This is a genomic window from Micromonospora sp. NPDC000442, from assembly GCF_042898635.1.
Lineage (GTDB): Bacteria > Actinomycetota > Actinomycetes > Mycobacteriales > Micromonosporaceae > Micromonospora.
Genome location: NZ_JBIAYZ010000002.1, coordinates 228,575 through 252,596 on the forward strand (window position 1 = coordinate 228,575; position 24,022 = coordinate 252,596).

Annotated in this window: 21 protein-coding genes; 12 read left to right on the plus strand and 9 right to left on the minus strand. The window is 72.3% G+C overall.

The annotated features are described in order from the left end of the window. Positions 1-285 precede the first annotated feature (285 nt). Complete coding sequence (gene hrpB, locus ACFY2A_RS03800) at positions 286-2,883, plus strand: ATP-dependent helicase HrpB (RefSeq protein WP_387168560.1); 2,598 nt, start codon at positions 286-288, stop codon at positions 2,881-2,883. Between the two features lie 4 nt (positions 2,884-2,887). Here hrpB and ACFY2A_RS03805 read toward each other — a convergent pair whose 3' ends face one another. Next, on the minus strand, positions 2,888-3,616 hold the full coding sequence (locus ACFY2A_RS03805) for a protein phosphatase 2C domain-containing protein (RefSeq protein ID WP_363918968.1): 729 nt from the start codon (positions 3,614-3,616) through the stop codon (positions 2,888-2,890). Positions 3,617-3,836: 220 nt separating this feature from the next. Between ACFY2A_RS03805 and ACFY2A_RS03810 the strand changes: the two genes are divergently transcribed. Together ACFY2A_RS03810 and ACFY2A_RS03815 are read left to right on the plus strand one after the other, a co-directional pair. Then, positions 3,837-6,446, plus strand: coding sequence for a glycoside hydrolase family 9 protein (locus tag ACFY2A_RS03810; protein ID WP_387167999.1), 2,610 nt, complete (start codon positions 3,837-3,839; stop codon positions 6,444-6,446). 160 nt (positions 6,447-6,606) lie between these two features. Next, positions 6,607-7,149, plus strand: a complete 543-nt coding sequence (locus ACFY2A_RS03815) for a GNAT family N-acetyltransferase (protein WP_387168002.1) — start codon at positions 6,607-6,609, stop codon at positions 7,147-7,149. A gap of 81 nt (positions 7,150-7,230) precedes the next feature. Here ACFY2A_RS03815 and ACFY2A_RS03820 read toward each other — a convergent pair whose 3' ends face one another. From ACFY2A_RS03820 to ACFY2A_RS03835, 4 genes are all read right to left on the minus strand, one after another. Further along, positions 7,231-8,190 carry a TIGR03885 family FMN-dependent LLM class oxidoreductase gene (locus ACFY2A_RS03820; RefSeq protein ID WP_363918974.1) on the minus strand — a complete coding sequence of 320 codons (960 nt, stop codon included), beginning with the start codon at positions 8,188-8,190 and terminating at the stop codon, positions 7,231-7,233. A gap of 42 nt (positions 8,191-8,232) precedes the next feature. After that, entirely contained in the window at positions 8,233-9,645 is a 1,413-nt protein-coding gene (locus ACFY2A_RS03825; RefSeq protein WP_387168005.1) for an NADP-dependent succinic semialdehyde dehydrogenase, read from the minus strand. Between the two features lie 14 nt (positions 9,646-9,659). Further along, a complete protein-coding gene (locus ACFY2A_RS03830; protein ID WP_210935265.1) occupies positions 9,660-9,923 on the minus strand; it encodes a DUF6343 family protein in 264 nt (87 codons plus the stop codon). An 89-nt stretch (positions 9,924-10,012) separates the two neighbouring features. Then, positions 10,013-10,834 carry an NAD(P)H-binding protein gene (locus ACFY2A_RS03835; protein ID WP_387168008.1) on the minus strand — a complete coding sequence of 274 codons (822 nt, stop codon included), beginning with the start codon at positions 10,832-10,834 and terminating at the stop codon, positions 10,013-10,015. Between the two features lie 180 nt (positions 10,835-11,014). On the opposite strand from ACFY2A_RS03835, the gene ACFY2A_RS03840 reads away from it, so the two are divergent. Both ACFY2A_RS03840 and ACFY2A_RS03845 read left to right on the plus strand, forming a co-directional pair. After that, positions 11,015-11,611, plus strand: a complete 597-nt coding sequence (locus ACFY2A_RS03840; RefSeq protein ID WP_363918981.1) for an antibiotic biosynthesis monooxygenase — start codon at positions 11,015-11,017, stop codon at positions 11,609-11,611. Positions 11,612-11,751: 140 nt separating this feature from the next. Continuing rightward, a complete protein-coding gene (locus ACFY2A_RS03845; RefSeq protein WP_387168012.1) occupies positions 11,752-12,603 on the plus strand; it encodes a GDSL-type esterase/lipase family protein in 852 nt (283 codons plus the stop codon). Here the strand turns inward: ACFY2A_RS03845 and ACFY2A_RS03850 are convergent. Further along, positions 12,591-13,355, minus strand: a complete 765-nt coding sequence (locus ACFY2A_RS03850; RefSeq protein WP_387168015.1) for an EcsC family protein — start codon at positions 13,353-13,355, stop codon at positions 12,591-12,593. The two genes, ACFY2A_RS03845 and ACFY2A_RS03850, sit on opposite strands and share 13 nt — an antisense overlap. A 192-nt stretch (positions 13,356-13,547) precedes the next feature. Here ACFY2A_RS03850 and ACFY2A_RS03855 point away from each other — a divergent pair, with 192 nt between their 5' ends. The 4 genes from ACFY2A_RS03855 to ACFY2A_RS03870 all read left to right on the plus strand — a co-directional run bounded on the left by ACFY2A_RS03855 (position 13,548) and on the right by ACFY2A_RS03870 (position 17,132). Beyond that, entirely contained in the window at positions 13,548-14,471 is a 924-nt protein-coding gene (locus ACFY2A_RS03855; protein ID WP_387168018.1) for a proteasome assembly chaperone family protein, read from the plus strand. Between the two features lie 74 nt (positions 14,472-14,545). Next, on the plus strand, positions 14,546-15,343 hold the full coding sequence (locus ACFY2A_RS03860; RefSeq protein ID WP_387168021.1) for an exodeoxyribonuclease III: 798 nt from the start codon (positions 14,546-14,548) through the stop codon (positions 15,341-15,343). Positions 15,344-15,491: 148 nt separating this feature from the next. After that, positions 15,492-16,670, plus strand: coding sequence for a PASTA domain-containing protein (locus ACFY2A_RS03865; protein ID WP_387168024.1), 1,179 nt, complete (start codon positions 15,492-15,494; stop codon positions 16,668-16,670). A gap of 150 nt (positions 16,671-16,820) precedes the next feature. Beyond that, positions 16,821-17,132 carry an antibiotic biosynthesis monooxygenase family protein gene (locus tag ACFY2A_RS03870; RefSeq protein ID WP_387168027.1) on the plus strand — a complete coding sequence of 104 codons (312 nt, stop codon included), beginning with the start codon at positions 16,821-16,823 and terminating at the stop codon, positions 17,130-17,132. 49 nt (positions 17,133-17,181) lie between these two features. On the opposite strand, the gene ACFY2A_RS03875 is transcribed toward ACFY2A_RS03870, so the two are convergent. Both ACFY2A_RS03875 and ACFY2A_RS03880 read right to left on the minus strand, forming a co-directional pair. After that, positions 17,182-17,976, minus strand: coding sequence for a class F sortase (locus tag ACFY2A_RS03875; RefSeq protein WP_387168563.1), 795 nt, complete (start codon positions 17,974-17,976; stop codon positions 17,182-17,184). Between the two features lie 237 nt (positions 17,977-18,213). Beyond that, complete coding sequence (locus ACFY2A_RS03880; RefSeq protein ID WP_387168030.1) at positions 18,214-18,837, minus strand: hypothetical protein; 624 nt, start codon at positions 18,835-18,837, stop codon at positions 18,214-18,216. Between the two features lie 136 nt (positions 18,838-18,973). Here ACFY2A_RS03880 and trmB point away from each other — a divergent pair, with 136 nt between their 5' ends. The 3 genes from trmB (at position 18,974) to ACFY2A_RS03895 (ending at position 23,078) form a co-directional block, all read left to right on the plus strand. Then, a complete protein-coding gene (gene trmB, locus ACFY2A_RS03885) occupies positions 18,974-19,681 on the plus strand; it encodes a tRNA (guanosine(46)-N7)-methyltransferase TrmB (RefSeq protein ID WP_387168033.1) in 708 nt (235 codons plus the stop codon). Positions 19,682-19,808: 127 nt separating this feature from the next. After that, positions 19,809-22,313 (plus strand): DEAD/DEAH box helicase, encoded by a 2,505-nt coding sequence (locus ACFY2A_RS03890; RefSeq protein WP_387168035.1) that lies wholly within the window; start codon positions 19,809-19,811, stop codon positions 22,311-22,313. Positions 22,314-22,433: 120 nt separating this feature from the next. Continuing rightward, the gene (locus tag ACFY2A_RS03895) at positions 22,434-23,078 is read left to right on the plus strand and encodes a hypothetical protein (RefSeq protein ID WP_387168038.1); all 645 of its coding nucleotides are present in this window, start codon (positions 22,434-22,436) and stop codon (positions 23,076-23,078) included. Between the two features lie 211 nt (positions 23,079-23,289). Here the strand turns inward: ACFY2A_RS03895 and ACFY2A_RS03900 are convergent, their stop codons facing one another. Further along, positions 23,290-23,697: a cytidine deaminase gene (locus tag ACFY2A_RS03900; protein WP_363918997.1), complete on the minus strand. Its 408-nt coding sequence runs from the start codon at positions 23,695-23,697 to the stop codon at positions 23,290-23,292. Positions 23,698-24,022: the final 325 nt, after the last annotated feature.

Here is a 24,022-nt window from a genome sequence, read left to right on the forward strand (position 1 = left end):
GGCACCCCGGGTCGATGAGCATCGACGGGACGAGCCTGGGCGGTTGGGTGGCATCGACGCGGAGAACGCCCGGCAGTCCAGAGCATTCGGGCGCGGGACCGGCGCGGACGCCTGCCGGCGCGGTACATCGACGCGGACGCCTGCCGGCGCAGGGCACAGTTGCGGAACGCCGCCCGGATTGGCGAGGGCGACTGGGTGTTTCGGCCGGGGTGACGTGACGTTCGGGTCGGGCAGGAGCCAGGGGCGGGGCGGCGGCCGGGAGCGCGGGCGGTGCGAGACTGGGCCGTGCTCTCCGACGTGTCTATCGACCTGCCGGTGCGGGCGGTGCTGCCGGCGCTGGTGGCGGCGCTGGATTCGGCCGGCAGCGCGGTCCTGGTCGCCCCGCCGGGCACCGGTAAGACCAGCCTCGCCCCGCTCGCTGTGGCCGACGCGGTGGCCGGCCGGGTGATCGTCGCCCAGCCCCGCCGGGTGGCAGCCCGGGCCGCCGCCCGCCGGATGGCGGCCCTGCTCGGGGAGCCGGTCGGCGGGCGGGTCGGCTACGCGGTTCGGGGTGAGCGACGGGCCGGACCTCGTACCCGGATCGAGGTGGTGACCACCGGGCTGCTGGTCCGTCGGATGCATCGCGATCCGGAGTTGGCCGGTGTCGACGCGGTGCTGCTCGACGAGATCCACGAACGTCAGCTCGACGCCGACCTGGCGCTCGCCTTCAGCGTCGAGTCCCGGGCGACCCTGCGGCCGGAGCTGTGGCTGCTGGCCATGTCGGCGACCCCGGAGGCGGATCGCTTCGCCGCCCTGCTCGGCGGCACAGTGCCGGCACCGGTGGTTCAAGCCTCGTCGGCACTGCATCCGGTGACCCGCATCTGGACACCACCGCCCCGTCCGGTGGCACCGCCCGGTGCGGGCCCGGTGGACCGGGCACTGCTCGACCACGTCGCGGCCACCGTCCGGCGGGCCCTCGTCGAACAGGAGGGCGACCTGCTGGTCTTCCTGCCCGGCGTGGGCGAGATCGCCGCCGTCGCCGGCCGCTTGGCCAAACTGCACGACAGCGTCGACGTGCTACGCCTGCACGGCCGCCAGAGCGGCGCCGAACAGGATGCCGCACTGCGATCGGGAGACCGGCGACGGGTGGTGCTGGCCACGGCGGTGGCGGAGAGCAGCCTGACCGTGCCGGGCGTCCGAACGGTGGTGGACGCGGGCCTGTCCCGGGTGGCTCGGCTGGACCTGACCCGAGGACTGGGCGCGCTGGTCACCGTGCCGGTTTCCCGTGCGGCGGCGACCCAGCGGGCCGGCCGGGCCGGGCGGGAGGCACCCGGCCAGGTGTACCGCTGCTGGTCGCCGGCGACGCACGAGCGGTTGCCCGCGCAGCCGGAACCGGAGATCGCCACCGCCGATCTGACCGGGTTCGCCCTTGAACTGGCCGCCTGGGGTGCCCCGGGCGGGACCGGGCTCGCGCTGCCCGATCCGCCTCCGGCGGCGGCGATGACAGTGGCGTCCGAGACCCTTACCGCCCTCGGCGCGATCGACGCGAACGGACGGATCACCGAGCGGGGCCGGGCCGTCGTCGCCGTCGGAGCGCATCCCCGGCTGGCCCGGGCACTGCTCGACGGGGCCGACCGGGTCGGTGCCGATCGTGCCGCACAGGTGATGGCGCTGCTCGCCGAGTCGACCGTGGCCGGCTCCGGCGACGATCTCGGTGCCGTCTGGCGTCGGTTGCGCGCCGGCACCGACCCGGCCGCCACCGACCGCTGGCGTGCGGAGGTACGCCGGCTGCGCGCCGCCCTGCCAACCGCCGAGGCAGCCCAGGCGCGCGACGGCCGAGCAGGCGAGCGCCAGGCGGACGGCGCGTGGGCCGCTGGTGGGCTGGCGGGTGACGGCCGGGTTGACCGCGAGCGGATGGCGTGGTTGCCCGACGAGCTCGCCGCCGGGCTACTGGTCGGGTTGGCGTACCCGGAACGGTTGGCCCGGGTGCGGCGGCCGGGCGGTTCGGCGTACCTGATGAGTGGTGGGACCGCGGCGGAGCTGACGCCCGGGTCGGGGCTGGTGGGCGTCGACTGGTTGGCCGTCGCGGTGGCCGACCGTGCTCCCGGCGCACCGGCCGCCCGAATCCGGCTCGCCGCCGTCCTCGACGAGGCGACCGCCCGCGAGGCGGCCGGTTCGCTGTTGCGCACCGAGCGGGAGATCGGCTGGTCGGGTGGGGACGTGGTGGCCAGGGAGGTGCTCCGACTGGGCGCCGTCGAGCTGGTCGACCGCCCGCTGGCCCGACCCGATCGGGACGCGGTGGCCGCCGCGCTGCTGACCGGACTGCGCGACACCGGGCTCGACGTGCTGACCTGGACGCCAGCCGCCAGGGCACTGCGCGAGCGGCTGGCGTTCTGCCGGTACGCGCTCGGCGACGACTGGCCCGACGTCTCCGACGAGGCGCTGCTGGCCGGCGCACCGCACTGGCTCGGGCCGGAACTGGCAAGTGCCCGACGCCGGGCCGACCTGGCTCGCGTCGACGTGGTCGGCGCGCTACGCCGGCTGCTGCCCTGGCCGCTGGCCGGGCGGCTGGACGAACTGGCACCGGAGCGGATCGCGGTGCCGAGCGGTTCGCGGATCCGGGTCGACTACGCCAACCCGGCCGCGCCGGTCCTCGCGGTCCGGCTCCAGGAGACCTTCGGTTGGCCCGAGGCGCCCCGGGTCGGTGACGGTCGGGTGCCCGTGCTGCTGCACCTGCTCTCCCCCGCCGGTCGACCGGTGGCGGTCACCGCCGACCTCGCCTCGTTCTGGCGTTCCGGCTACCGCCAGGTTCGCGCCGAACTGCGCGGACGCTATCCGCGCCACCCCTGGCCGGAGGACCCGACCACGGCCACGCCGACCCGGCGGGCCGGGCGGCGCTCCTGACTGCTCACGGCTCGTCGACCACGTCGGCGATGACGACAGTGATGTTGTCCGGCCCACCGGCCTGCAACGCCAGGTCGATGAGTCGGCGCCCGCAGGCGTCCCGCTCCGGCTGGCCGGCCAGCACCTCGGCCAGGGTGTCGGCGCGTACGACGTTTGACAGCCCGTCGCTGCACAGCAGCCAGCGGTCACCGGCTCGGGGCACCATCGTCGCGTACGTCGGGGAGACGTCGTCGCCCTGCAACGCCTGGGTCACCACGGCCCGGCGGGGATGGCTGCCGGCCTGGTCCGGCGTGATCAGCCCCTGGTCGACGAGCATCTGCACGAAGGTGTCGTCCCGGGTGATCTGCTTGAGTACACCGTCGCGGAACAGGTAGGCCCGGGAGTCACCCACGTGGGCCAGCGCCAGGCAGCTGCCGGTACGCGCGAACAGCAGGGCGGTCAGCGTGGTGCCCATGCCCTGCCGCTGGGGGTCCTCGGCAACCGCCTGACGGATCCGTTCGGTGGCCAGCTGAATGCCGTTCTGCAACGCGGCGACCAGCACGTCCTCCGGCGTCTCCACATCGAGCGGGGCCACCGCCCCGATGGCGATGGCGCTGGCCAGGTCCCCGGCGGCCATGCCGCCCATGCCGTCGGCGACGGCGACCAGCCAAGTGCCGGAGTGCAACGCGTCCTGGTTTCCGCTGCGGATCAGCCCACGGTCGCTCGTCCCGGCGGAACGCAGCTTCAGGGTCATGGCACGCAGCCTGCCAGGAGTAGGGCTCGGTTGTCTCTAGGAGATCAGGACCGCCCGGCGTGGCGCGGCGAATCTCACTGACAGTGAACGTGAATTCCCATCGGATGCGATCGATTGACATGTCCTGCGTGTCCTGGAAACATGCCCGATACCTGGGAGCGCTCCCAGGTCCACACCTTCACTTCGCCTATTCCGTCCCGCTCGTCGGAAGGACTCCCCCGTGACGCCATCCCGACGTCGTCTCGCGGTGCTCGCCGCGGCGACCGCCGTGGCGCTGGTCGGCGTTAGCGCCGGCACCGCGTTCGCAGATCCACCCGCCGACGCACCCGAACAGATCCGCAACGGTGACTTCAGCGACGGCTCGTCGCCCTGGTTCTCGTACGGCACCAACACGCTCGGCGTCGTTGACGGCCAGCTCTGCGCCACGGTGGCCGGCGGCCTGGCCAACCCCTGGGACGCCGGCATCGGCCACGACGCGCTTCCGCTGATCGCCGGCGCCGAGTACACCCTCGGCTTCGACGTCACCGCCACCCCCGGCGGCTCGGTCTCCGCCGTGCTGCAACTCGGCAGCGAGCCCTACACCGGCTACTACTCGGTCACCGCCGCCGCAACGCCGACCCAGCAGCGCGTCGAGCGCACCTTCGTCGCCCCGAACGACGACGATCGCGCCCAGCTGATCTTCCAGGTCGGCGGCGCCGCCGAGGCGCAGACCGTCTGCCTGGACAACGTCTCGCTGCGCGGCGGCAACCCGCCCGAGCCGTACGTGCCGGACACCGGCCCCCGCGTCCGGGTGAACCAGGTCGGTTACCTGCCCGGCGGGCCGAAGAACGCCACCGTGGTCACCGAGGCCACCGAGGCGCTGCCCTGGGAGCTGCACTCCGCCTCCGGAGCCGTGCTGGCCAGCGGCACCACCACGCCCCGCGGAGTCGACCAGGCGTCGGCGCAGAACGTGCACTCGCTGGACTTCTCCTCGTACCGCACCCCGGGACAGGGGCTGACGCTGGCCGTGGACGGCGAGGTCAGCCACCCGTTCGACATCTCCGGCACGCTCTACGACCAGTTGCGGTCGGACGCTCTGCAGTTCTTCTACATCCAGCGCAGCGGCATCGCCATCGACGGTGACCTGGTCGGCGAGGAGTACGCCCGACCCGCCGGTCACCTCGACGTCGCGCCGAACCAGGGCGACACCGACGTGCCCTGTGCCGCCGGAGCCTGCGACTACCGCCTCGACGTGCGCGGCGGCTGGTACGACGCGGGCGACCACGGCAAGTACGTGGTCAACGGTGGTATCGCCACCTACCAGCTGCTGAGCGCCTTCGAGCGGACCAAGAACGCCGCCACGGCCGGTTTCGGCGCCGACCTCGGCGACGGGACGCTGCGGCTGCCCGAGCGGGACAACGGGGTGCCGGACGTCCTCGACGAGGCCCGCTGGGAGCTGGAGTTCCTGATGCGGATGCAGGTGCCGGCCGGCAAGCCACTGGCCGGCATGGCCCACCACAAGATCCACGACCGGAACTGGACCGGCCTGCCGATGCAGCCCGAGGACGACCCGGAGCCGCGCGAGCTGCACCCGCCGTCCACCGCCGCCACCCTGAACCTGGCCGCCACCGCCGCCCAGTGCGCCCGGCTGTTCGCCCCGTACGACAAGGAGTTCGCGCAGCGCTGCGGCAGCGCGGCGAAGACCGCCTACGCGGCGGCCAAGGCCAACCCGACCCGGTACGCCCCGTCGACCGGCAACGGCGGTGGCCCGTACGACGACACCAACGTCACCGACGAGTTCTACTGGGCGGCCGCCGAGCTGTACCTGACCACCGGCGAGCGCACCTACCTGACCGATCTGACCGCCTCGCCGCACCACACCGGCGACGTCTTCGACGTCCGTGGCTTCGGCTGGCAGAGCGTGGCCGCGCTGGGCCGCCTCGACCTGGCCACCGTGCCGAACGGGCTGCCGGCCGCCGAGCAGACCCGGATCCGCCAGTCGGTCATCGCCGCCGCTGACGGCTACCTCGACGAGATCCGCCGGCAGGCGTACGGGCTGCCCATGCCCGGCGACCCGAACAGCTACTTCTGGGGTGGCAACGGTGCCATCATCAACAACGCGGTCGTGCTGGCCACCGCGTTCGACCTGACCGGAGCGGCGAAGTACCGCGACGGCGCGGTACAGACGATGGACTACATCCTCGGCCGCAACGCGCTGAACATCTCGTACGTGACCGGGTGGGGTGAGCACGCGGCGGAGAACCAGCACAGCCGGATCTTCGGCTTCCAGCTCGACCCGAGCATGCCGAAGCCGCCGGCCGGTTCGATCGCCGGTGGTCCGAACGCCGCGCTCCAGGACCCGTTCGTGGAGCAGCTGCTCGAGGGCTGCGCGCCGATGTTCTGCTTCGTCGACGACATCGCCTCGTACTCCACCAACGAGGTGGCGATCAACTGGAACTCGGCGCTGGCCTGGATCGCCTCGTTCCTGGCCGACCAGGGTGATTCCGGCGCGGTGCCGGCGCCCACCTGCACGGTGTCGTACACCAACTACGGCTCGTGGCAGGGCGGCACCGGCTTCACCGCCCAGGTGAACATCCGCAACACCGGCACCGCCGCGGTGAACGGTTGGACCGCCCGGTTCGCCTTCACCGGTGACGCCAAGGTGCGCGAGGCGTGGATGGCCAAGGTGACGCAGTCCGGGGCCACGGTGACCGCGAAGAGCGAGTCGTACAACTCGCGGATCAACCCGGGTGGCTCGGTGATGTTCGGTTTCAACGCCACCACCGCCGGCCTCGCAAACCCCGCCCCCAACCTGGTCACGGTCAACGGCGCGCCCTGCACCGTGTCCTGATCCCCGGGTGGGGTGCCGTCGGCGACCGGCACCCCACCCGGCCCCCACCCCGATGAAGTGATCAAGAAGTTCTGGTCCGGATCCGTGACGGATTCGGACCAGAACTTCTTGGTCATCTGGCACGGGTGGCGGGGTCGGCACCGTGCGGCAGGATGGGGGCGTGGGTGATCTCGGCGGGGTGGTGCTGCGCAGTGGTGGTCCGGCGGACGCGGGGGCGGTGCTGCGGCTGCTCGACGACGCGACCGCCTGGCTGGTAGCGCGGGGTCGGAGCGGGCAGTGGGGCACCGAGCCCGCCTCGACGGATCCCCGTCGGATCGCCCAGGCCGAGGCGTGGGCCACCGGTGGCGGGCTGTGGCTGGCCCAGGCGGAAGACCGTCCGGTCGGCGCGCTGGTCGTGGGTACGGCCACCGAGTACGTGCCACCCGCGACCGAGCCGGAGCTGTACGTCAACCTGCTGGTCACCGACCGGGCGTACGCCGGGCGGGGAATCGGTGGGCGGCTGCTGGCGCACGCCGCCGACCTGGCCCACGAACGCGGGGTCGGGCTGTTGCGGGTGGACTGCTACGCCGGCGACGACGGTGCCCTGATGCGCTGGTACGAACGCCAGGGCTTCACCCCCACCGCCCCGTTCACGGTCGACCGCCCCAACCGTCTCCCCTGGCCCGGCCAACTCCTCACCCGCCGCCTCCGACCCACCCACTGACCAGGTTGATCATGAGGTTAGCGGCAGTTATCGATCTTCGAAGTACCGCTAACCTCATGATCAACGCGGCGTGCCCGGGGGTCAGGGGCGGAGTTTGGGGAGGACCTGGTCGGCGAAGGTGTCGAGGAAGGGACGTTGGTCTTGACCTACGTGGTGGAGGGCGATCTGGTCGAAGCCGAGCGCCACGTACTCCTCCAGCCAGGCCACGTGCCGGCCCAGGTCGGCGGAGATGTTGACCACCTCGGCGAGCCGGGCCATCGGCACCTCGGCGGAGACCACGTCGAAGTGCTCCGGGGTGGTCAGGTCCCAGCAGACCGGCGGCGCGAAGACGTTGCTGCGCCACTGGTCGTAGGCGATCGCCTCGGCCTCGGCCTGGGCGGGCGCCCAGCTCAGGTGCACCTGAAGGTGCACCGGTCCACGACCTCCGGCCTCCCGGTAGGCGTCGATCATGCGACGCAGGTGGTCGGTCGGCGCGTTGACCGTGATCAGGCCGTCCGCCCACTCGGCACACCAGCGGGCGGTGGCGACGCTGACGGCGGCCCCGACCAACGCCGGTGGCTGCTCCGGGCGGCTCCACAGCTTCGCCCGGTCGACCCGGACCAGGCCGTCGTGGCTGACCTCCTCGCCGGCCAGCAGGGCGCGGATGACGTCCACGCACTCGCGCAGCCGGGCGTTGCGTACGTCCTTGCGCGGCCACGCGTCGCCGGTGATGTGCTCGTTGGCGGCTTCCCCGGAGCCCAGGGCCGCCCAGAACCGGCCCGGATACATGGCGGCGAGTGTGCCGATCGCCTGCGCGATGATCGCCGGGTGGTAGCGCTGCCCCGGCGCGTTGACCACCCCGAACGACAGGCCGGTGGCCTGCAACGCCGACCCGAGCCAGGACCAGGCGAATCCGGAGTGGCCCTGACGCTCGCTCCAGGGGGCGAAGTGGTCGGAACACATGGCGGCGTCGAAGCCGACCTGCTCGGCGTGGACCACCGCCGCCAGCAGCTCACGCGGGTGGATCTGCTCGTGGGAAGCGTGAAACGCGATCGCCGTCATGCCGCGCTTCACTACCCACCCGGCGGCAGGAGTAAGCAGCAGCTACTCGGAGTGGCTGCCGGCGCCGGCAGTGGCCGCGCCCTCCCCCACCCAGACCGTCTTGACGTTGCAGAACTCGTGCATGCCCTGGGCGGAGAGTTCCCGGCCGTAGCCGGAGTTCTTGACCCCGCCGAAGGGCAGCTCCGGGTAGGACGTCGTCATCCCGTTGATGAAGACAGCCCCGGCCTCCAGGTCGGTGGCGAACCGCTGCTGCTCCTGCGGGTCGCGCGTCCAGGCGTTCGAGCCGAGCCCGAAGCTGGTGCCGTTGGCCAACTCGATCGCCTCGTCGTACGACGAGACCCGGTACAGCCCGGCGACCGGCCCGAACACCTCCTCGGCCCACATCCGCATGCCCGGGTGCAGATCCGTCACCACAGTCGGTGGGTAGAACCAGCCCGCCCCGGTCGGCTTCTCCCCACCACAGAGCACCGTCGCTCCCTTGTCGACGGCGTCACGGACCTGCGCGTCGACCTCGTCGCGGCCCCGCTCGGAGGCCAGCGGGCCGACATCGGTGTCGTCGTCCATCGGGTCACCCACCCGCAGCGCCGACATGCGATGCGCGAACGCCTCGGCGAAGGCGTCGTAGACGTCGGTGTGCACGATGAACCGCTTGGCCGCGATGCAGGACTGGCCGTTGTTCTGACAGCGGGCGGTGGTGGCCACCTGCGCGGCCAGTTCCACGTCGGCGGAGGGCATCACCACGAACGGGTCGCTGCCACCCAGCTCCAGCACCGTCTTCTTCAGCTCCCGGCCGGCGATCTGCGCGATCGACCGGCCGGCGACCTCGCTGCCGGTCAGCGTGGCGGCGCGTACCCGGGGATCGCTCAGGATCCGGTCCACCGCCTCGGAGCCGACCAGCAGGGTGGTGAACGCACCCTCGGGGAAGCCGGCCCGCCGGAACAGGTCTTCCAGCAGCAGCGCGGTCTGCGGCACGTTCGAGGCGTGCTTGAGCAGGCCGGTGTTGCCGGCCATCAGGGCCGGCGCGGCGAAACGCATCACCTGCCAGAGGGGAAAGTTCCACGGCATCACCGCCAGCACCGGACCGATCGGCTGGTAGCGGACGAACGCCCGAGTCGCCGAGACCGCCTCGGGGTCGGCCGGCTCGTCGGCGAGGAACTCCGCCGCCCGGCCGGCGTAGAAGCGGCAGGCGGCGGCGCACTTGGTGACCTCGGCCTTGGCGGCGGCGAGCGTCTTGCCCATCTCGGTGGTCATCAGCCGGGCGGTGTCGTCCCGTTCCGCCTCCAGCAGGTCGGCCGCCGCGGTCAGCCACCGCCCGCGCTGCTCGATCGTGGTGCCGCGCAGCTGCCGGTACGCCAGGTCGGTCCGCTCGATCGCGCCGTCGATCTGCTCGTCGGACATCGCCTCGTACGTCTTGAGCACCTGGCCGTTGACCGGATTGGTGGTGGCGATGGTCATCAGGGCTTCTCCCGTCACTCGAAGAGCGAGTGCCGCGCGCCGGGCTCCTCCCGGCGGCGGGCGGCGCGACGACGTTGAATGATGATCAGGTCGACCACGGCAACCACCGCGAAGACGGCGCAGACGACACCCAACCAGGCCACGTCGGCACGGAACGCCAACACCGCGAAAACGGTCATGGTGACGAGCCCGAAGCTGGCCAACGCCAGCCGCAGGTTCAGTGCGCTGTACGCGTGACCGACCGTGCCACGGGCACGCCGGGGCTGTGATCTCGTCATCACCCCCACCTACCCCGCGCCGCCAGAGCTAACCGTCGCCTGCGCCCTTTCCGCCCCGCCGCGATGGCGGGGCGGGCCGCCGCGGCCAGTCAGGAAGCCCAGGCGCCGCGGGCGGCCGCCTCGGCGGCGTACGCGGCGAAGCTCGTCGGGTCGTGGCCGGTGACCTGCCGGACCGTCCCGGTCGGCTGGCCGTCGCCCAGGTCACGGAGCGCCCCGAACGCGGCGATCTCGCCCGCCACCTGCTCGGCCGGCACACCCAGTGCGAGCATCACCGCCCGGTAGTCGTCGGCCGTACCGAGATGACGCACCGGCCGGCCGACCCTCTCGGTGAGGATCTCCGCAGCCTCGCCGAAGGAGAGCGCGTCCGGGCCGGTGATCTCGTACGTCCGGCCGGCGTGTCCGGCACCGGTGAGGGCGGCGACCGCGACGTCGGCGATGTCGTCCGTGTCGACGAAGCACTGGCGGGCGTCGCCCACCGGCACGGCGATCTCCCCGGCGAGCACGGCCTCCCGGAAGAAGCCCTCGTCGAAGTTCTGGTCGAACCAGTCGGGGCGCAGGATCGTCCACTGCGCGCCGCTGGTGCGTACCGTCTCCTCCGCGGCCATCAGTCGCTCGTCACCCATCGCCTCGATCGCCCGGCTGGAGAGCAGCACCAGGCGGCGCACTCCCTGCTCCACCGCCAGCCGGACGAAATCGGACTCGATCGGTCGGTCGTGCGGAGCCATCAGGTACATCGCGGTGACCCCGGTCACGGCGGTGCGCCAGGAACTCGGATCGGTCCAGTCGAACCGCGGCTCCCCGGAGCGGGAGGCGGATCGGACCGGGTGACCGGCGTCCCGCAGCCGGCGGACCACCCGCCGACCGGTCGTACCGGTGGCGCCGAGCACAAGAATCATGTCCTGGTTCGTCATGGGATCAGTCGAGCAGTCGCCTGTGACAAAGCCCGGCCGGCCAGCAAGGCCCCGACACCACGGGTTGCGGAACGGCCCGTGCATTGCGGAACTGCCGCGCCTCTTGGCACCGCCGTGCGTTGCGTTACACCGGTCAGGCCGGACCCGGCCTTTCCGGGCGTCGGCGGGGACCATGGACGCATGACCGTGAGCCACGCCGAGCCGGTGACCGTCGCCGTCGCCCGCCGAGCCGACCCCGCCCGTACCGACGAGATGGTGGCGTGGATGCGGGCCGGCACGGCGCTGGCCGAGGCGTTCCCGGGTTTCCTGGGCGCGGGTTGGGTGCGCCGCGCCCCCGGATCCGGCGACTGGCACATGCTGTACCGGTTCGCCGACCCGGACACCCTGCGCCGCTGGGAGGAATCGCCGCAGCGACACTGGTGGCTGACGTCGGCGCAGGGCATCGTGGAGCACACCCACGTCGAGCGGCGGACCGGCATCGAGGGCTGGTTCGACCCGCCGCACGCGGCGGCCGTCGAGCCGCTGGACGCGGAACCGACCGTGCCGCCGTCGCCCCCGCGCTGGAAGCAGGCGGTGACGATCTGGCTGGCGTTCTTCCCGCTCAGCCTGACCGCCACGCTGCTGACCGGCCAGTTCCTGCCGGGGCTGCCGACTCCGGCGCGGGTGCTGGTCATGACGCTCACCCTGACCCCGCTGATGACCTACCTGGTATTGCCGCGGATCACCCGGGCGCTGCACTGGTGGCTGCACGGCCAGCGGGCGCCCTGGCACAGGTAGGCGGCGGCCGAGCCCACTTAGCATGTCGGCCCGGGACGCGACAGGGCACTGCCGCATCCCCGACAGCAGCGCAGGACCAGCCCAGTCCACGCGCGTAGAGTCATCGTGCCATCGCTCTGCGCTGTGAGGCTGGGGAAGTAATGCCTGGACGTTGGACCACCGCCGCCGTCTGCCTGCTCGCACTCGTCGCGTTGGCCTGCGAGGCGGGTGGGGACGCGGCACCGCGACCGTCGGGGGGCACGGCCCAGCCCGGCTCTCCCCGTGTCGTCGCCGCCCTCGGTGACTCGATCACCACCGGCTTCGGGTCCTGCCTGGTCCTCACCTCGTGCCAGCGCAACTCCTGGTCGACGGGGGACGGACTGCGGGTCGACAGCCACTACCGTCGGCTGCTCGACCGGAACCCGGGCCTGCGCGGCAAGGCGCACAACCACGCCCGGGCGGGGGCTCGGGCCGCCGCGCTGGCCGGCCAGGCGGAGGCGGCGGTACGCGACCGCGCCGACTACGTCACGGTGCTGGTCGGCGCCAACGACGCCTGCCGCACCACGATCGACGCGATGACCCCGGTGGCCGACTTCCGGGCCGAGATCAACCGAGGGCTGCGGGTGCTGCGCGAGGGGCGGCCGAAGGCCCGCGTCCTGGTCGTCAGCATTCCGAACCTGTACCGGCTCTGGGAGGTCGGCCACGACGAGCCCCGGGCGGTGCGCGCCTGGCGGCGGGGCGTGTGTCCGGCGCTGCTGGCCGAGGCGACGTCGACCGCACCGGCGGATCGGAGCCGCCGGGCGGCGTTCCGGGAACGGGTCGCCGCGTACAACAGTCAACTGAAGGCGGCCTGCCGGGCCTACGGCTCCCGATGCCGCTACGACGGCGGCGCCGCGCACCGGGTCCGCTTCGACCTGGACCTGGTCAACCCGCTGGACTACTTCCACCCCAACACGGCCGGTCAGTCCCGCCTCGCCGAGGTGACCTGGCGTGCCTCCGGCTACGCCGACTGATCGCCCGCCTCATCGGGATGACGGGGCAACGGGATCCGGGCGTCGCCGTGCTGGCGGTAGAGCGCCCGGGAACGCTCGGCCAGTTTCTTGGTGGCCGAGGAGTTCGCCCAGGTGCCGAGGATGATCGCCGCTCCGGGGACCACCTTGGCGAAGAGCCGTTTCGCCGCGCGCACCCCGGCCATCTGGGCGAGCCGGACCCCGAGGTGCAGCATCACCCGGCCGAGCGGTGCCTGCCCGCCCCCGCCGAACAGCGCGCCCGCCCGCTCGCGCCCGGCCGCCACCCCCAGCGCCACCCGGGCGCTCGCAGCGGCCTTGTGCACCTTCTGGAGCACCAGCAGGTCGGTGGCGCGGTCGGAATGCGTCGGGTCAGCACCGTATGCGGCGGCCACGTGCAGGACCATGCGGGACTGGGTCCAGGCCAGCACGCCGACGTCGATCACCGCACCGGGCAGCCCGGCCGCACCGGAGACGGCCCCGGAGAGCCGGGCCTGGTTGACGAACCGACGTACCGCCTGCTCCGCCAGGGTCTCGGCGCTGATCCCGGGCTGCGCGGCCCGGATCCGCTGCGCCCACTGCGCTGCCTCCGGGCCGAGCCGGCGCACCGCCTCGAGCGCGAGGTGCTCGGGAGCGTACTGCGGATCCTGGCGCATCCGGTCCCACAGCGTGGCCGGCGGCGCCTCGACGACCCGGCTGCCCGGCGTCGACGGGGCCGGGGTGACCGGTTGGCCCTCGGCAGGCACGGGATCGCTCATCACCTCTCCTTTCGGTGGCGCGCATCCATGTGTACCCCGCCGGGGCAACGGCGTACCGTCGGCCGATCGCACGGCGACGCCGGGCCGGCCGGACCGGCGCGACAGGAATGCACGAGGATGGCAGGTACGTTCTGCGATCGGGGCACCGTCAATCCGGTGGCCCCGTTACGCACATGCAGGGAGGCCGCACCGGTGCTCGACCCACACGAGCTCTACGAACTCACCGACGATCTGCCCGACCTCGGTCAGCCGGTCCTGATCCAGGCGCTCACCGGTTTCGTCGACGCCGGTAACGCGAGCCGGCTCGCCCGCGAACAGCTGCTCACATCGCTGGAGTCCCGCCCGATCGCCCGGTTCGACCTGGACCAGCTCTTCGACTACCGCTCCCGCCGCCCGGTGATGACCTTCGTCGAGGACCACTGGGAGAGCTACGACGACCCGGAGTTGGAGCTGCACCTGCTCCACGACGACGACGAGACCCCCTTCCTGCTGCTCACCGGGCCGGAGCCCGACCTGCAGTGGGAACGGTTCACCGCCGCCGTCGCCGGGCTCGCCGCCCGGCTTGACGTACGGCTTACCGTCGGGCTCAACGCGATCCCGATGGCGGTACCGCACACCCGGCCGACCGGCGTGACCGCGCACGCCACCCGGCGTGACCTGATCGCCGGCTACGAACCGTGGCTGCAACGGGTGCAGGTCCCCGGCAGCGTCGGCCACCTGCTGGAGTTCCGCCTCGGCGAGGCGGGCCGCGACGCGCTGGGCTTCGCCGCGCACGTGCCGCACTACGTGGCGCAGGCCGAGTACCCGGCCGCCGCCGAGGTGCTGCTGGCGTCGGTGTCCCGCAGCACCGGGCTGCTGCTGCCCCGGGACGGGCTGCGCTCGGCCGCCGAGGTGGTACGGGTGGAGATCGACCGACAGGTCGCGCAGAGCGACGAGGCCAGCACCCTGGTCCAGGCCCTTGAGGAGCAGTACGACGCGTACGCCCGGGGTCGGGGTGAGAAGAACCTGCTCGCCACGGAGAACGGTCCGCTGCCCACGGCCGAGGAACTCGGCGCCGAATTGGAGCGTTTCCTCGCCGAGCAGACCCGCCCGAACAACGACACCCCCGGCGGCTGACAACCGACCTCCCGGTCGGCGGCGGGCAGCGTGGCTGCCGCGCGGGTCGGGCCGGGATGGGGCAGGCTGGCGTCATGCGCCTGGCGACGTGGAACGTGAACTCGGTGAAGGCCCGGCTGCCCCGGCTGCTCGACTGGCTGGCCGGCACCGGGCCGGACGTGGTGTGCCTCCAGGAGACCAAGTGCCCGGACGGCGCCTTCCCGGCGACCGATGTGGGTGAGCTGGGGTACACGGTGGCCAGCCACAGCGACGGCCGGTGGAACGGGGTCGCCATCCTGTCCCGGGTCGGTCTGGCCGACGTCACCGTCGGGTTTCCCGGCGAGCCCGGCTTCCCCGAGCCGGAGGCCCGGGCGATCTCGGCCACCTGCGGCGGGCTGCGGGTCTGGTCGGTGTACGTGCCGAACGGCCGCACGCCCGACGACCCGCACTACGCGTACAAGTTGGCCTGGTTGGCGGCGCTGCGGGACGCGCTGGACACCGAACTGACCAACCGGGCGCCGCTGGCCGTCTGCGGTGACTTCAACGTGGCACCCACCGACGACGACGTGTGGGATCCGGCGCTGTTCGTCAACTCCACCCACGTCACGCCGCCCGAGCGGGCCGCCCTGGCGGCGCTGCGCGACCTCGGTCTCACCGATGTGGTGCCCACCCCGATGAAGGGCCCGCACCCGTTCACCTACTGGGACTACCGGGCCGGCATGTTCCACCAGAACAAGGGCATGCGCATCGACCTGGTGTACGCCTCGGCCCCGCTGGCCCGTACCGTCCGGTCGGCGTACGTGGATCGGGAGGCCCGCAAGGGCAAGGGCCCCTCGGACCACGCCCCCATCGTCGTCGACGCGGACCTCATCCCCACCGTCGAGTCCTTCTGAGCGCACGCCGCGCCCGACCACTGTGCTCTGTCGGATCGACGGCAGAACGGCGGAACCCAGGCGACAGGGCCTGAACTGCGACAATACGCTGGGTTGAGCGGTGCGTGAAATGCCGCTGACAGAACGTCCGCACGGCGAGGAGTACCCCGTGACCGACGAGATCCGACCCGCCGCCCTCACCCCACCGTCCAGTTGCGCCCTCGGCTGGCAGCCCAGCGCCCTGGCCCCCGTCTTCTGGGGCTGGCACGAATACGGGCCGACCGACGGCGCGCCCAGCCGGGTGCGGGTGTTCCATCCGAGCATCGATCCCACCCCGAACACGGCGAAGTTGCTCAGCGGCTGCGGCAAATACCCGCTCATCGTGTTCGCCCACGGCTACTGCGAGCAGGACAGCAACCACTACCAGCGCTGGATGCGCACCCCGGCGGCGCTGGCCCGGTCCGGTTACATCGTCGCCGTACCCGAGATGCCGAACATCCACGTGCACCCGGCGCAGAGCCCCGGCACCCAGCAGGTGCTCGCCAGCACCGTGACCTGGATGCGACAGGGCTGGCCCGGCAAGTCCGTGCTACTTCCCGCCGCGAAGACCGGTCTCGCCGGCCACTCCTACGGTGCGTTGCACGCCGGCATTCTCGCCACCCGCATCCAGGTCGCCGCCGTCGCCTCGCTCAGTGGGGTGTGGAACGACTGGCAGCCCGGCTACGGCACCAAGCCCATCCACCAGGGCACCGTGCCCCGCCTGCTGACCTGGGGAGTCGACGATCCCCAGGCCACCCTCGACGCCCCGACCTGGAACGCCATCGCCAAACCCCGGCACCGGGCCGTCTACAGCGGGGCCGACCACTACGACTACTTCCCGTACAACCAGAATGTGCCCTGCCGGACGAGCAGCGGGCTCTGCCCACACGTCGGCATCGCCACCGACGACCTGCTCGTCATGTTCTTCGCCAGGTACCTGCCGCCGGAGCTGTGGCCCGATCTGCCCGGCCGCATCCCCAACAACCTCGTCCCGCCGCCGCTGAACCTTCCTCCGGATCAGGGCTTCTACGCCGGCGGCCATCTCATCGGCCTGTCCACCTTCAACGCCACCTCCTCGTGCAGTGTCGCCCTCACGGTGGACCTGCCGCTGGACAAGACCGTCCCGAACGTCCGCGAGAGGCTGCGCCAGCAGGCCGACCAGGCCGTACGGGCCGCCGGTCTGGTGCCCGTCTTCACCGGGTCGACCAGTCCGACGGCGTGGGTGGCGAGCCAGTCGCCAGCGGGTGGGACGAAGGTGGTCGCGAACAGCACGGTCTCCATGACGATGCAGGCCGGCCCACTCCCGTAACCCGCCCGATCCGCCAGGGCAGGGCCGCTATCTGGCAGGTGACGGTGGGGTGGCAGGGCCGCCACCTCGCAGGTGACGGCCCTGCCACACCCGCGGCCTCGGTACTGCGGCCACGATTCCCGGCGGTGGCCGCCGTACTAGGGTGAAGCCATGGCAGTCGTGAAGATCAACGCGATCGACGTCCCGCCCGGTGCCGGCGAGGAGTTGGAGAAGCGGTTCGCCGCCCGCGCCCGCGCGGTGGAGAACTCCCCCGGTTTCCTCGGCTTCGAACTGCTGCGCCCGGTGGCCGGCGAGAACCGCTACTTCGTCTACACCCGGTGGGAGACCGAGCAGGCGTACCAGGACTGGGCCGCCGGCCCCGCCCGAGCCGCCCACGCCACCCCGCCCGGAGCCGAGCGGCGGCCACCCGTCGCCTCCGGCGCCAGCCTCCTCGAATTCGAGGTAGTGCAGCAGGTTCCCTGACCGACCGCCCGCTCACCGCTGCTGGCTCGGAGCGGTAGCGACAGGCAGGTCAGGACGGACGGGTGGTGGTGAGGGTGGCGAAGGCGATGACGTTGTCGGCGTAGCCGGTGCCGCCGCCGAGCCACTCGCCGCCGCAGGTGATCAGCCGCAGGCCGGGCGGGCCCTCGTGGCCGTAGACCCGGTCGGCGGGCAGCCGTTCCTTCGGGAAGTGTTCCACCGAGTTCACGGTGAACACGGCCACCGAGTCGTCCTCCCGGGCCACCTCGACGGTGTCTCCCACCTTCAGTTTGCCCAGGTTGTAGAAGACCGACGGGCCGCTCCTGGTGTCCACGTGTCCGACGATGACCGCCGGCCCCGGGTCTCCCGGCACCGGTCCACGGTCGTACCACCCGGTTTCCTCGTGCCGACTCAGGGGCGGCACGGCGATCGAGCCGTCCGGTGCGTCGCCGACCGGCTTCACCGGTGCCGAGACGTCGATCGACGGGATGGACAGGCTCACCGGCCGCGCGGCGGTACGCCCGGCGGATACCGTCGACGCTCCGCCGGAGCCACCTTCACCGCCGGTGGCGGTCCAGTCGAGGGGTCCTCCGACGGTGTGCCCGAGGCCGGCACCGGTGGCGAACACGCCGGCCAGCACGAGCACCACCGCGAGCGGCAGCGACCACGGACTGCGCCCGGAGTGCGCCGCGCGGCCGGACCCGCCGGCACTGCGTGGTGCACGGCGTCGATCGGTGAACGGTGCCGCGGCACGAGCGCGACGGGAGGTGGTGTCCGGCACGGCCGCCCGACCCTGCGGAGGCCGCATCGAGTCGGGGCCCACCGAACGGTCGCCGTTACGCGGCATGGAACCGGGGCCCGAACGGTCGTCGTTCCGGGGCATGCCCGAACGGTCGTCGGGGGCCGGTGGCGGGCTCGCCGAGGGTACGAACAGGTCGGGTCGATAGCTGGGGCGGGGTGGGCTACCGGTGGGGCGGGCCGGTAGGCCGGAGCCGGTTCGCGGGGTGGCCCGGCCGGAGCCGGTGCGTGCCGGCGTACCGGTGACGTTTGTGGGGCGAGGTGTGCGGGCGGCGGTCATGGCGGCTCACCGTCGGCTGCCGCGACGGCGGGTCGCGGTGACCCAGAGGACCATGCCGGTGACGGTCAGCGCCAGACCGCCGGGGAGCAGCAGACTGGCGCTGATGTTGCCGGCACCACCGCCGAATCCGGTCGCCGGCCCTCGACTGGGCTTCATCTGGCGTACGACCTGGATCATGGTGGACGCGGTCTCGCCGCCCCGGCATTCCAGCTTGACCCGGTAGTTGCCGGGGAGCACCCGCTCCTTGACCATCGCCGTGCCGGTCAGCAGCCCACGCTGCGGCTGCACGGCGACCCGGCCGAACGCGTCCGAGACGACGATGGCGCCCACCGAGTTGTCGTGGCAGCTGGCCCGGAGCCCGACCAGATGGCCCGGTTCCACCATGCTCGGCGAGACCTCCACGAACACGGTCGGGCCCGGCTGCGGTGCGCCCGCGGGGGCACCGGGTTGCCCACCGCCGGGTTGCCCGGCGACGAGCGGCGCGACGACGGCCCGGACGGGCGCCGCCACGGCCGGTGCCGCCGTCAGCAGCGGGGTGGCCAGGGCGATCACGAGCAGCGGAGCGAAGGCCACGAGAGTACGCAGCGGAGCAGCGGACAGGGCCGGACGAGTCTGGGTCGCTGCTGACACGATGCCCCCTCCCGGTGCGCCGGTGCGGTCGCCGGGCACTGCCGGACACCCGGTCCTGCCTTTCCCGATGATGGTCTCACCACCGGGCGTACATCACATCCGGTCCGGCGCGGTGCTCGCGTAGGCTCGGTGCGTTGTGACCTCCACCGACCCGACTCCCGCCGTCGCCGCGCCGCACCTGGCGCGGGCCATTCGCACCTACCACCCGCGTCGCGGCCGGATGAGCGGCCGGCAGGTGGCGGCGTTGGAACAGCTCTGGCCCCGGTACGGGCTGCGCGTCGCCGACGTCGACCCGTTCGACCCCGTCGGCCTGTTCGGCCGCCGGGCCCCACTGGTGGTCGAGATCGGCTCCGGCATGGGCGACACGACCGCCGAGATGGCCGCCGCCGACCCGGATCGAGATTATCTGGCGATCGAGGTGCACACCCCGGGAATCGCGAACCTGCTGGACCTGGTCCACCTTCGTGACCTGGGCAATGTCCGGATCGTCGAGGGCGACGCCGTGGAGTTGCTCGATCTGCTGCCAGCCGCCTCGCTGGACGCGGTACACGTCTTCTTCCCGGACCCGTGGCCGAAGTCCCGCCACCACAAGCGGCGGCTGATCCAGCCGACGCATGTGGCGCGGTTGCGTTCCCGGTTGGCTGTCGGCGGCACGCTGCACTGCGCCACCGACTGGGCGGAGTACGCCGAGTCGATGCGGGCGACGCTTGACGCCGACCCGGGCCTGGTCAACGCCTACGACGGGTACGCTCCCCGGCCCGCGTACCGGCCGGTGACCCGGTTCGAGCGGCGGGCGCTGCGCGCCGGCCGCCCGGTCGCCGACCTGATCTACCGCCGCCGCTGAGGTGGCGCGACGACGGCAAGCCGGCCCCCGCGCCCGCTGCCAGACCCTCCCCGGCCGGCGTCCACGACCGGTGCCCGGCCTCCCCGGTTGGCGTCCCGGCGCGTGATCCAGGCACCATGGACCGGCCATGACACTCACCGCCGCGCTGCCGAAGACCGCCGACCCCGACACCCTCTACGACGCGTTCGCCAGTTGGGCGTCCGAGCGCGGCCTGGACCTCTACCCCCACCAGGAGGAGGCGGTCATCGAGATCGTCTCCGGGGCAAACGTGATCATGAATACGCCGACCGGCTCGGGCAAGAGCCTGGTCGCCATCGCCGCGCACTTCGCCGCCCTGGCCGACAGCCGGACGACCTTCTACACCGCGCCGATCAAGGCGCTGGTGTCGGAGAAGTTCTTCGCACTCTGTGAGGTCTTCGGCGCCGAGAACGTCGGCATGCTTACCGGCGACGCCAGCGTCAACGCCGACGCCCCGATCATCTGCTGTACCGCGGAGATCCTGGCCAACCTGGCGCTACGCGAGGGCAGCCGGGCCGACGTCGGTCAGGTGGTCATGGACGAGTTCCACTTCTACGCCGAACCCGACCGGGGCTGGGCCTGGCAGGTGCCGCTGATCGAGCTGCCGCAGGCGCAGTTCGTGCTGATGTCGGCCACGCTTGGCGACACCACCCGGTTCGTCGACGATCTGGCCCGGCGTACCGGCCGGCCGACCGCCGTCGTCCGCTCGGCCGAGCGGCCGGTCCCGCTGCTCTTCTCGTACGCGATGACTCCGCTGCACGAGACCCTTGAGGAGCTGCTGGAGACCAAGCAGGCCCCGGTGTACGTCGTGCACTTCACCCAGGCCGCCGCCCTGGAACGCGCCCAGGCGCTGATGAGCGTCAACGTCTGCACCCGGGCCGAGAAGGACATGATCGCGGCTGCCATCGGTGGGTTCCGGTTCACCTCCGGCTTCGGCAAGACCCTGTCCCGACTGGTCCGGCACGGCATCGGTGTGCACCACGCCGGGATGCTGCCCAAGTACCGCCGGCTGGTGGAGACCCTCGCCCAGGCCGGGCTGCTCAAGGTCATCTGCGGTACGGACACCCTCGGCGTCGGCATCAACGTGCCGATCCGCACGGTGCTGTTCACCGGCCTGTCCAAGTACGACGGGGTACGCACCCGGCTGCTCAAGGCCCGCGAGTTCCACCAGATCGCCGGCCGGGCCGGACGAGCCGGCTTCGACACCATCGGCCGGGTCGTCGTACAGGCGCCCGAACACGTCATCGAGAACGAGAAGGCGCTCGCCAAGGCCGGTGACGACCCGAAGAAGCGGCGCAAGGTGGTCCGCAAGAAGCCCCCGGAGGGCTCCATCGGCTGGGGCAAGCCCACCTTCGACCGCCTGGTGGAGGCCGAACCGGAGCCGCTCACCTCCAGCTTCCAGGTCAGCCACTCGATGCTGCTCAACGTCATCGGCCGCCCCGGCGACGCGTTCGCGGCCATGCGGCACCTGCTCACCGACAACCACGAGGACGCGGCGGCGCAGCGCCGGCACATCCGCCGGGCCATCGCCATCTACCGGGCGTTGCGGGCCGGCGGCGTGGTCGAGGAACTGCCCGAGCCGGACGAGACCGGGCGCCGGGTCCGGCTCACCGTCGACCTGCAACTCGACTTCGCGCTCAACCAGCCGCTGTCACCGCTCGCGCTGGCCACCATCGAGCTGCTGGACAGCGAGTCACCGTCGTACGCCCTGGATGTGCTGTCGGTGATCGAGTCGATCCTCGACGACCCGCGCCAGGTGCTCTCCGCCCAACAGTTCAAGGCCCGCGGCGAGGCGGTCGCCGCGATGAAGGCCGAGGGCATCGAGTACGAGGCCCGGCTCGAACTGCTCGACGAGGTGACCTGGCCCAAGCCGCTCGCCGAGCTGCTGGAGAACGCCTACGAGATGTACCGGCGCGGGCACCCCTGGGTGGCCGATCACCAGCTCTCCCCCAAGTCGGTCGTGCGGGACATGTACGAGCGGGCGATGACCTTCACCGAGTTCGTGCAGTTCTACGGGCTGACCCGCTCGGAGGGCCTGGTGCTGCGCTACCTGGCCGACGCGTACAAGACGCTGCGGCAGACGGTGCCCGAGGAGGCCAAGACCGAGGAACTTGTCGACCTGATCGAATGGTTGGGTGAGCTCGTCCGCCAGGTCGACTCCAGCCTCATCGACGAGTGGGAGCGGCTGCGCAACCCGACCGACCTGCCCGAGGTGGCCGCCGCACTGGACGACCGCCCGGCGGCGGTGACCCGCAACCTGCGGGCGTTCCGGGTACTGGTGCGCAACGCCCTGTTCCGGCGGGTGGAGTTGGCCGCGCTACGGCACTGGGACGCGCTGGGCGAGTTGGACGCGGACTCCGGTTGGCCCGCCGACGCCTGGGCCGACGCGCTGGAGCCCTACTTCGAGTCGTACGACGGCATCGGGACGGGCCCGGACGCCCGCGGCCCGGCGCTGCTGATGATCGAGCAGGGTCGGGAGCGCTGGACGGTGCGGCAGATCCTGGACGACCCGGAGGGCGACCACGACTGGGGCATCAGCGCCGAGGTCGACCTGGCCGCCTCCGACGAGGCGGGCGCCGCCGTCGTGCGGATCACCGACGTCGGCCAGCTCTGAAATTTTTCGTACGAGAGGCCGTCCGGGATGCCCGGGCGGCCCCTTTCGTACCCTGGGCGATGTCAGGACCGTCGATTAGAATGTATGTACTAATCGAGTTCCTGACCTGGGAGGATGCTCGTGACCGCGCCCATCTCCGCCCCCCTCACGCCGTACGCCACCCTCCTCGGTTTCACCCGATACGTCGACCGCACCGGGCCGACCAAGGCCAGCTTCGTCGGCGGCCTGCGCCGGCAGCGGGCGAGCCGCTCCGGGTTCAACCCGCACGGCCAGTTCGTCAAGGCCCTCAAGGCCGACATCGCCTTCCACACCGGCGGCACCCACCTCGCGCAGGTGGTCGACGTGGTCAAGCCCCGGTGGCGCCCGCTCTACCAGGCGCTCGTGCCCGGCGCGACGGCGTGGCTGCACTCGCTCGGCGAGCCTGCCGGGGTCGACCTGGCCCAGACCCGCGACGCACTGGCCATGCTCGGCGACCTCCCCATCAAGATCAACCCCCACTTCGGCATCCGGTACGCCGACGGTCGCGCCGAGGCGGTGCGCCTGCACTTCGACGAGGCCCCGCCCAGCGAGGAGGCGACACTGGCGGCACTGCACCTGACCACCCGTCACATGGACGCCGTTCTCCCGCACGCCGAGCCGGTCCTGGTCGACGTGCGTCGAGGCATCACCCACCGGATGCCCGACAACGCCCGGCCCGACGAGATCGAACGCTGGCTCGCCGGCGAGGCCGCCGCCTTCCGCGCCATCTGGTCCGCCGCCGCTTAGCGACCACCGGCCGCGGCCGGATGTCCGGTGGGCGAGGCGGGACTGTCCCATTCAGAGCTCTCGACCCGACCCGGCCGCTCTAGGCCCCGCCACCCGGCCCGCACCTGGGCCCAGCCACCCCCCGCTCGGGCCCAGGTGCAGCCCTCCACCACCGGTCCGCCCACCGCGCCGCGCGGTCACGTCGCCCCGGCCGGCCCGCCGCGTTCCGGAGTTATCCAGGGGCAGCGACGCCCGACCCCGCTCGTCCAGGGTGCTGGGGCAGGTCGGCGAGGGGCAGGACCTTTGGGTTCTCGGGCGGACCGACGATGACGCGTAACGCGGGGAAGTGGTCGAGCAGCAGGTGACTGCAGGCGTCGCAGGGGGTGACCACGATCCTGCCCCGGTCGCCGACGGTGACGATGGTCTCCAGTTCCCCCACGCCCTGGGTGGCGGCGGTCGCGAGAGCCACCACCTCGGGGCAGGCCCCGCCGGTCGCGCGCGCCACGTTCACGGCGGAGATCACCCGGCCGTCAGCGGTACGGGCCGCCGTCGCGAGAGTGTGGGCTGCGCTGCGGCAACGCAGCTTCGCCACCGCGCTGGCGGCCTGCACCAGTGCCCGGTCGGTGTCGCGCATCGTCATCGGCGTCCCCGTGTTCCGCTCCCAACTCGGCGCTCAACGATAGACCTCCGCCGCGCTGGTGCCACACCGCCGCCCCCCTTTGCTCTGCTTCAACCCACGCATCGGTTCGAGGCCACAACCGTTGCGCCGAGTGAAGCAGAGCAAAGGGGGCACAGGGGTCAACCTCAGGCCGGACACCACCGCGCGCCCGACCAGCCCGGTCTCCGACCTCCCCGAGGCCGACCCAGCCCGGCCGGCCCAGCCAGCGCAGCCCGGCCGGCCGGCCCAGCCAGCGCAGCCCGGCCGGAGCAAGCCGGAGCAGGGCGTGGGTAACCAGGAGGCGGAC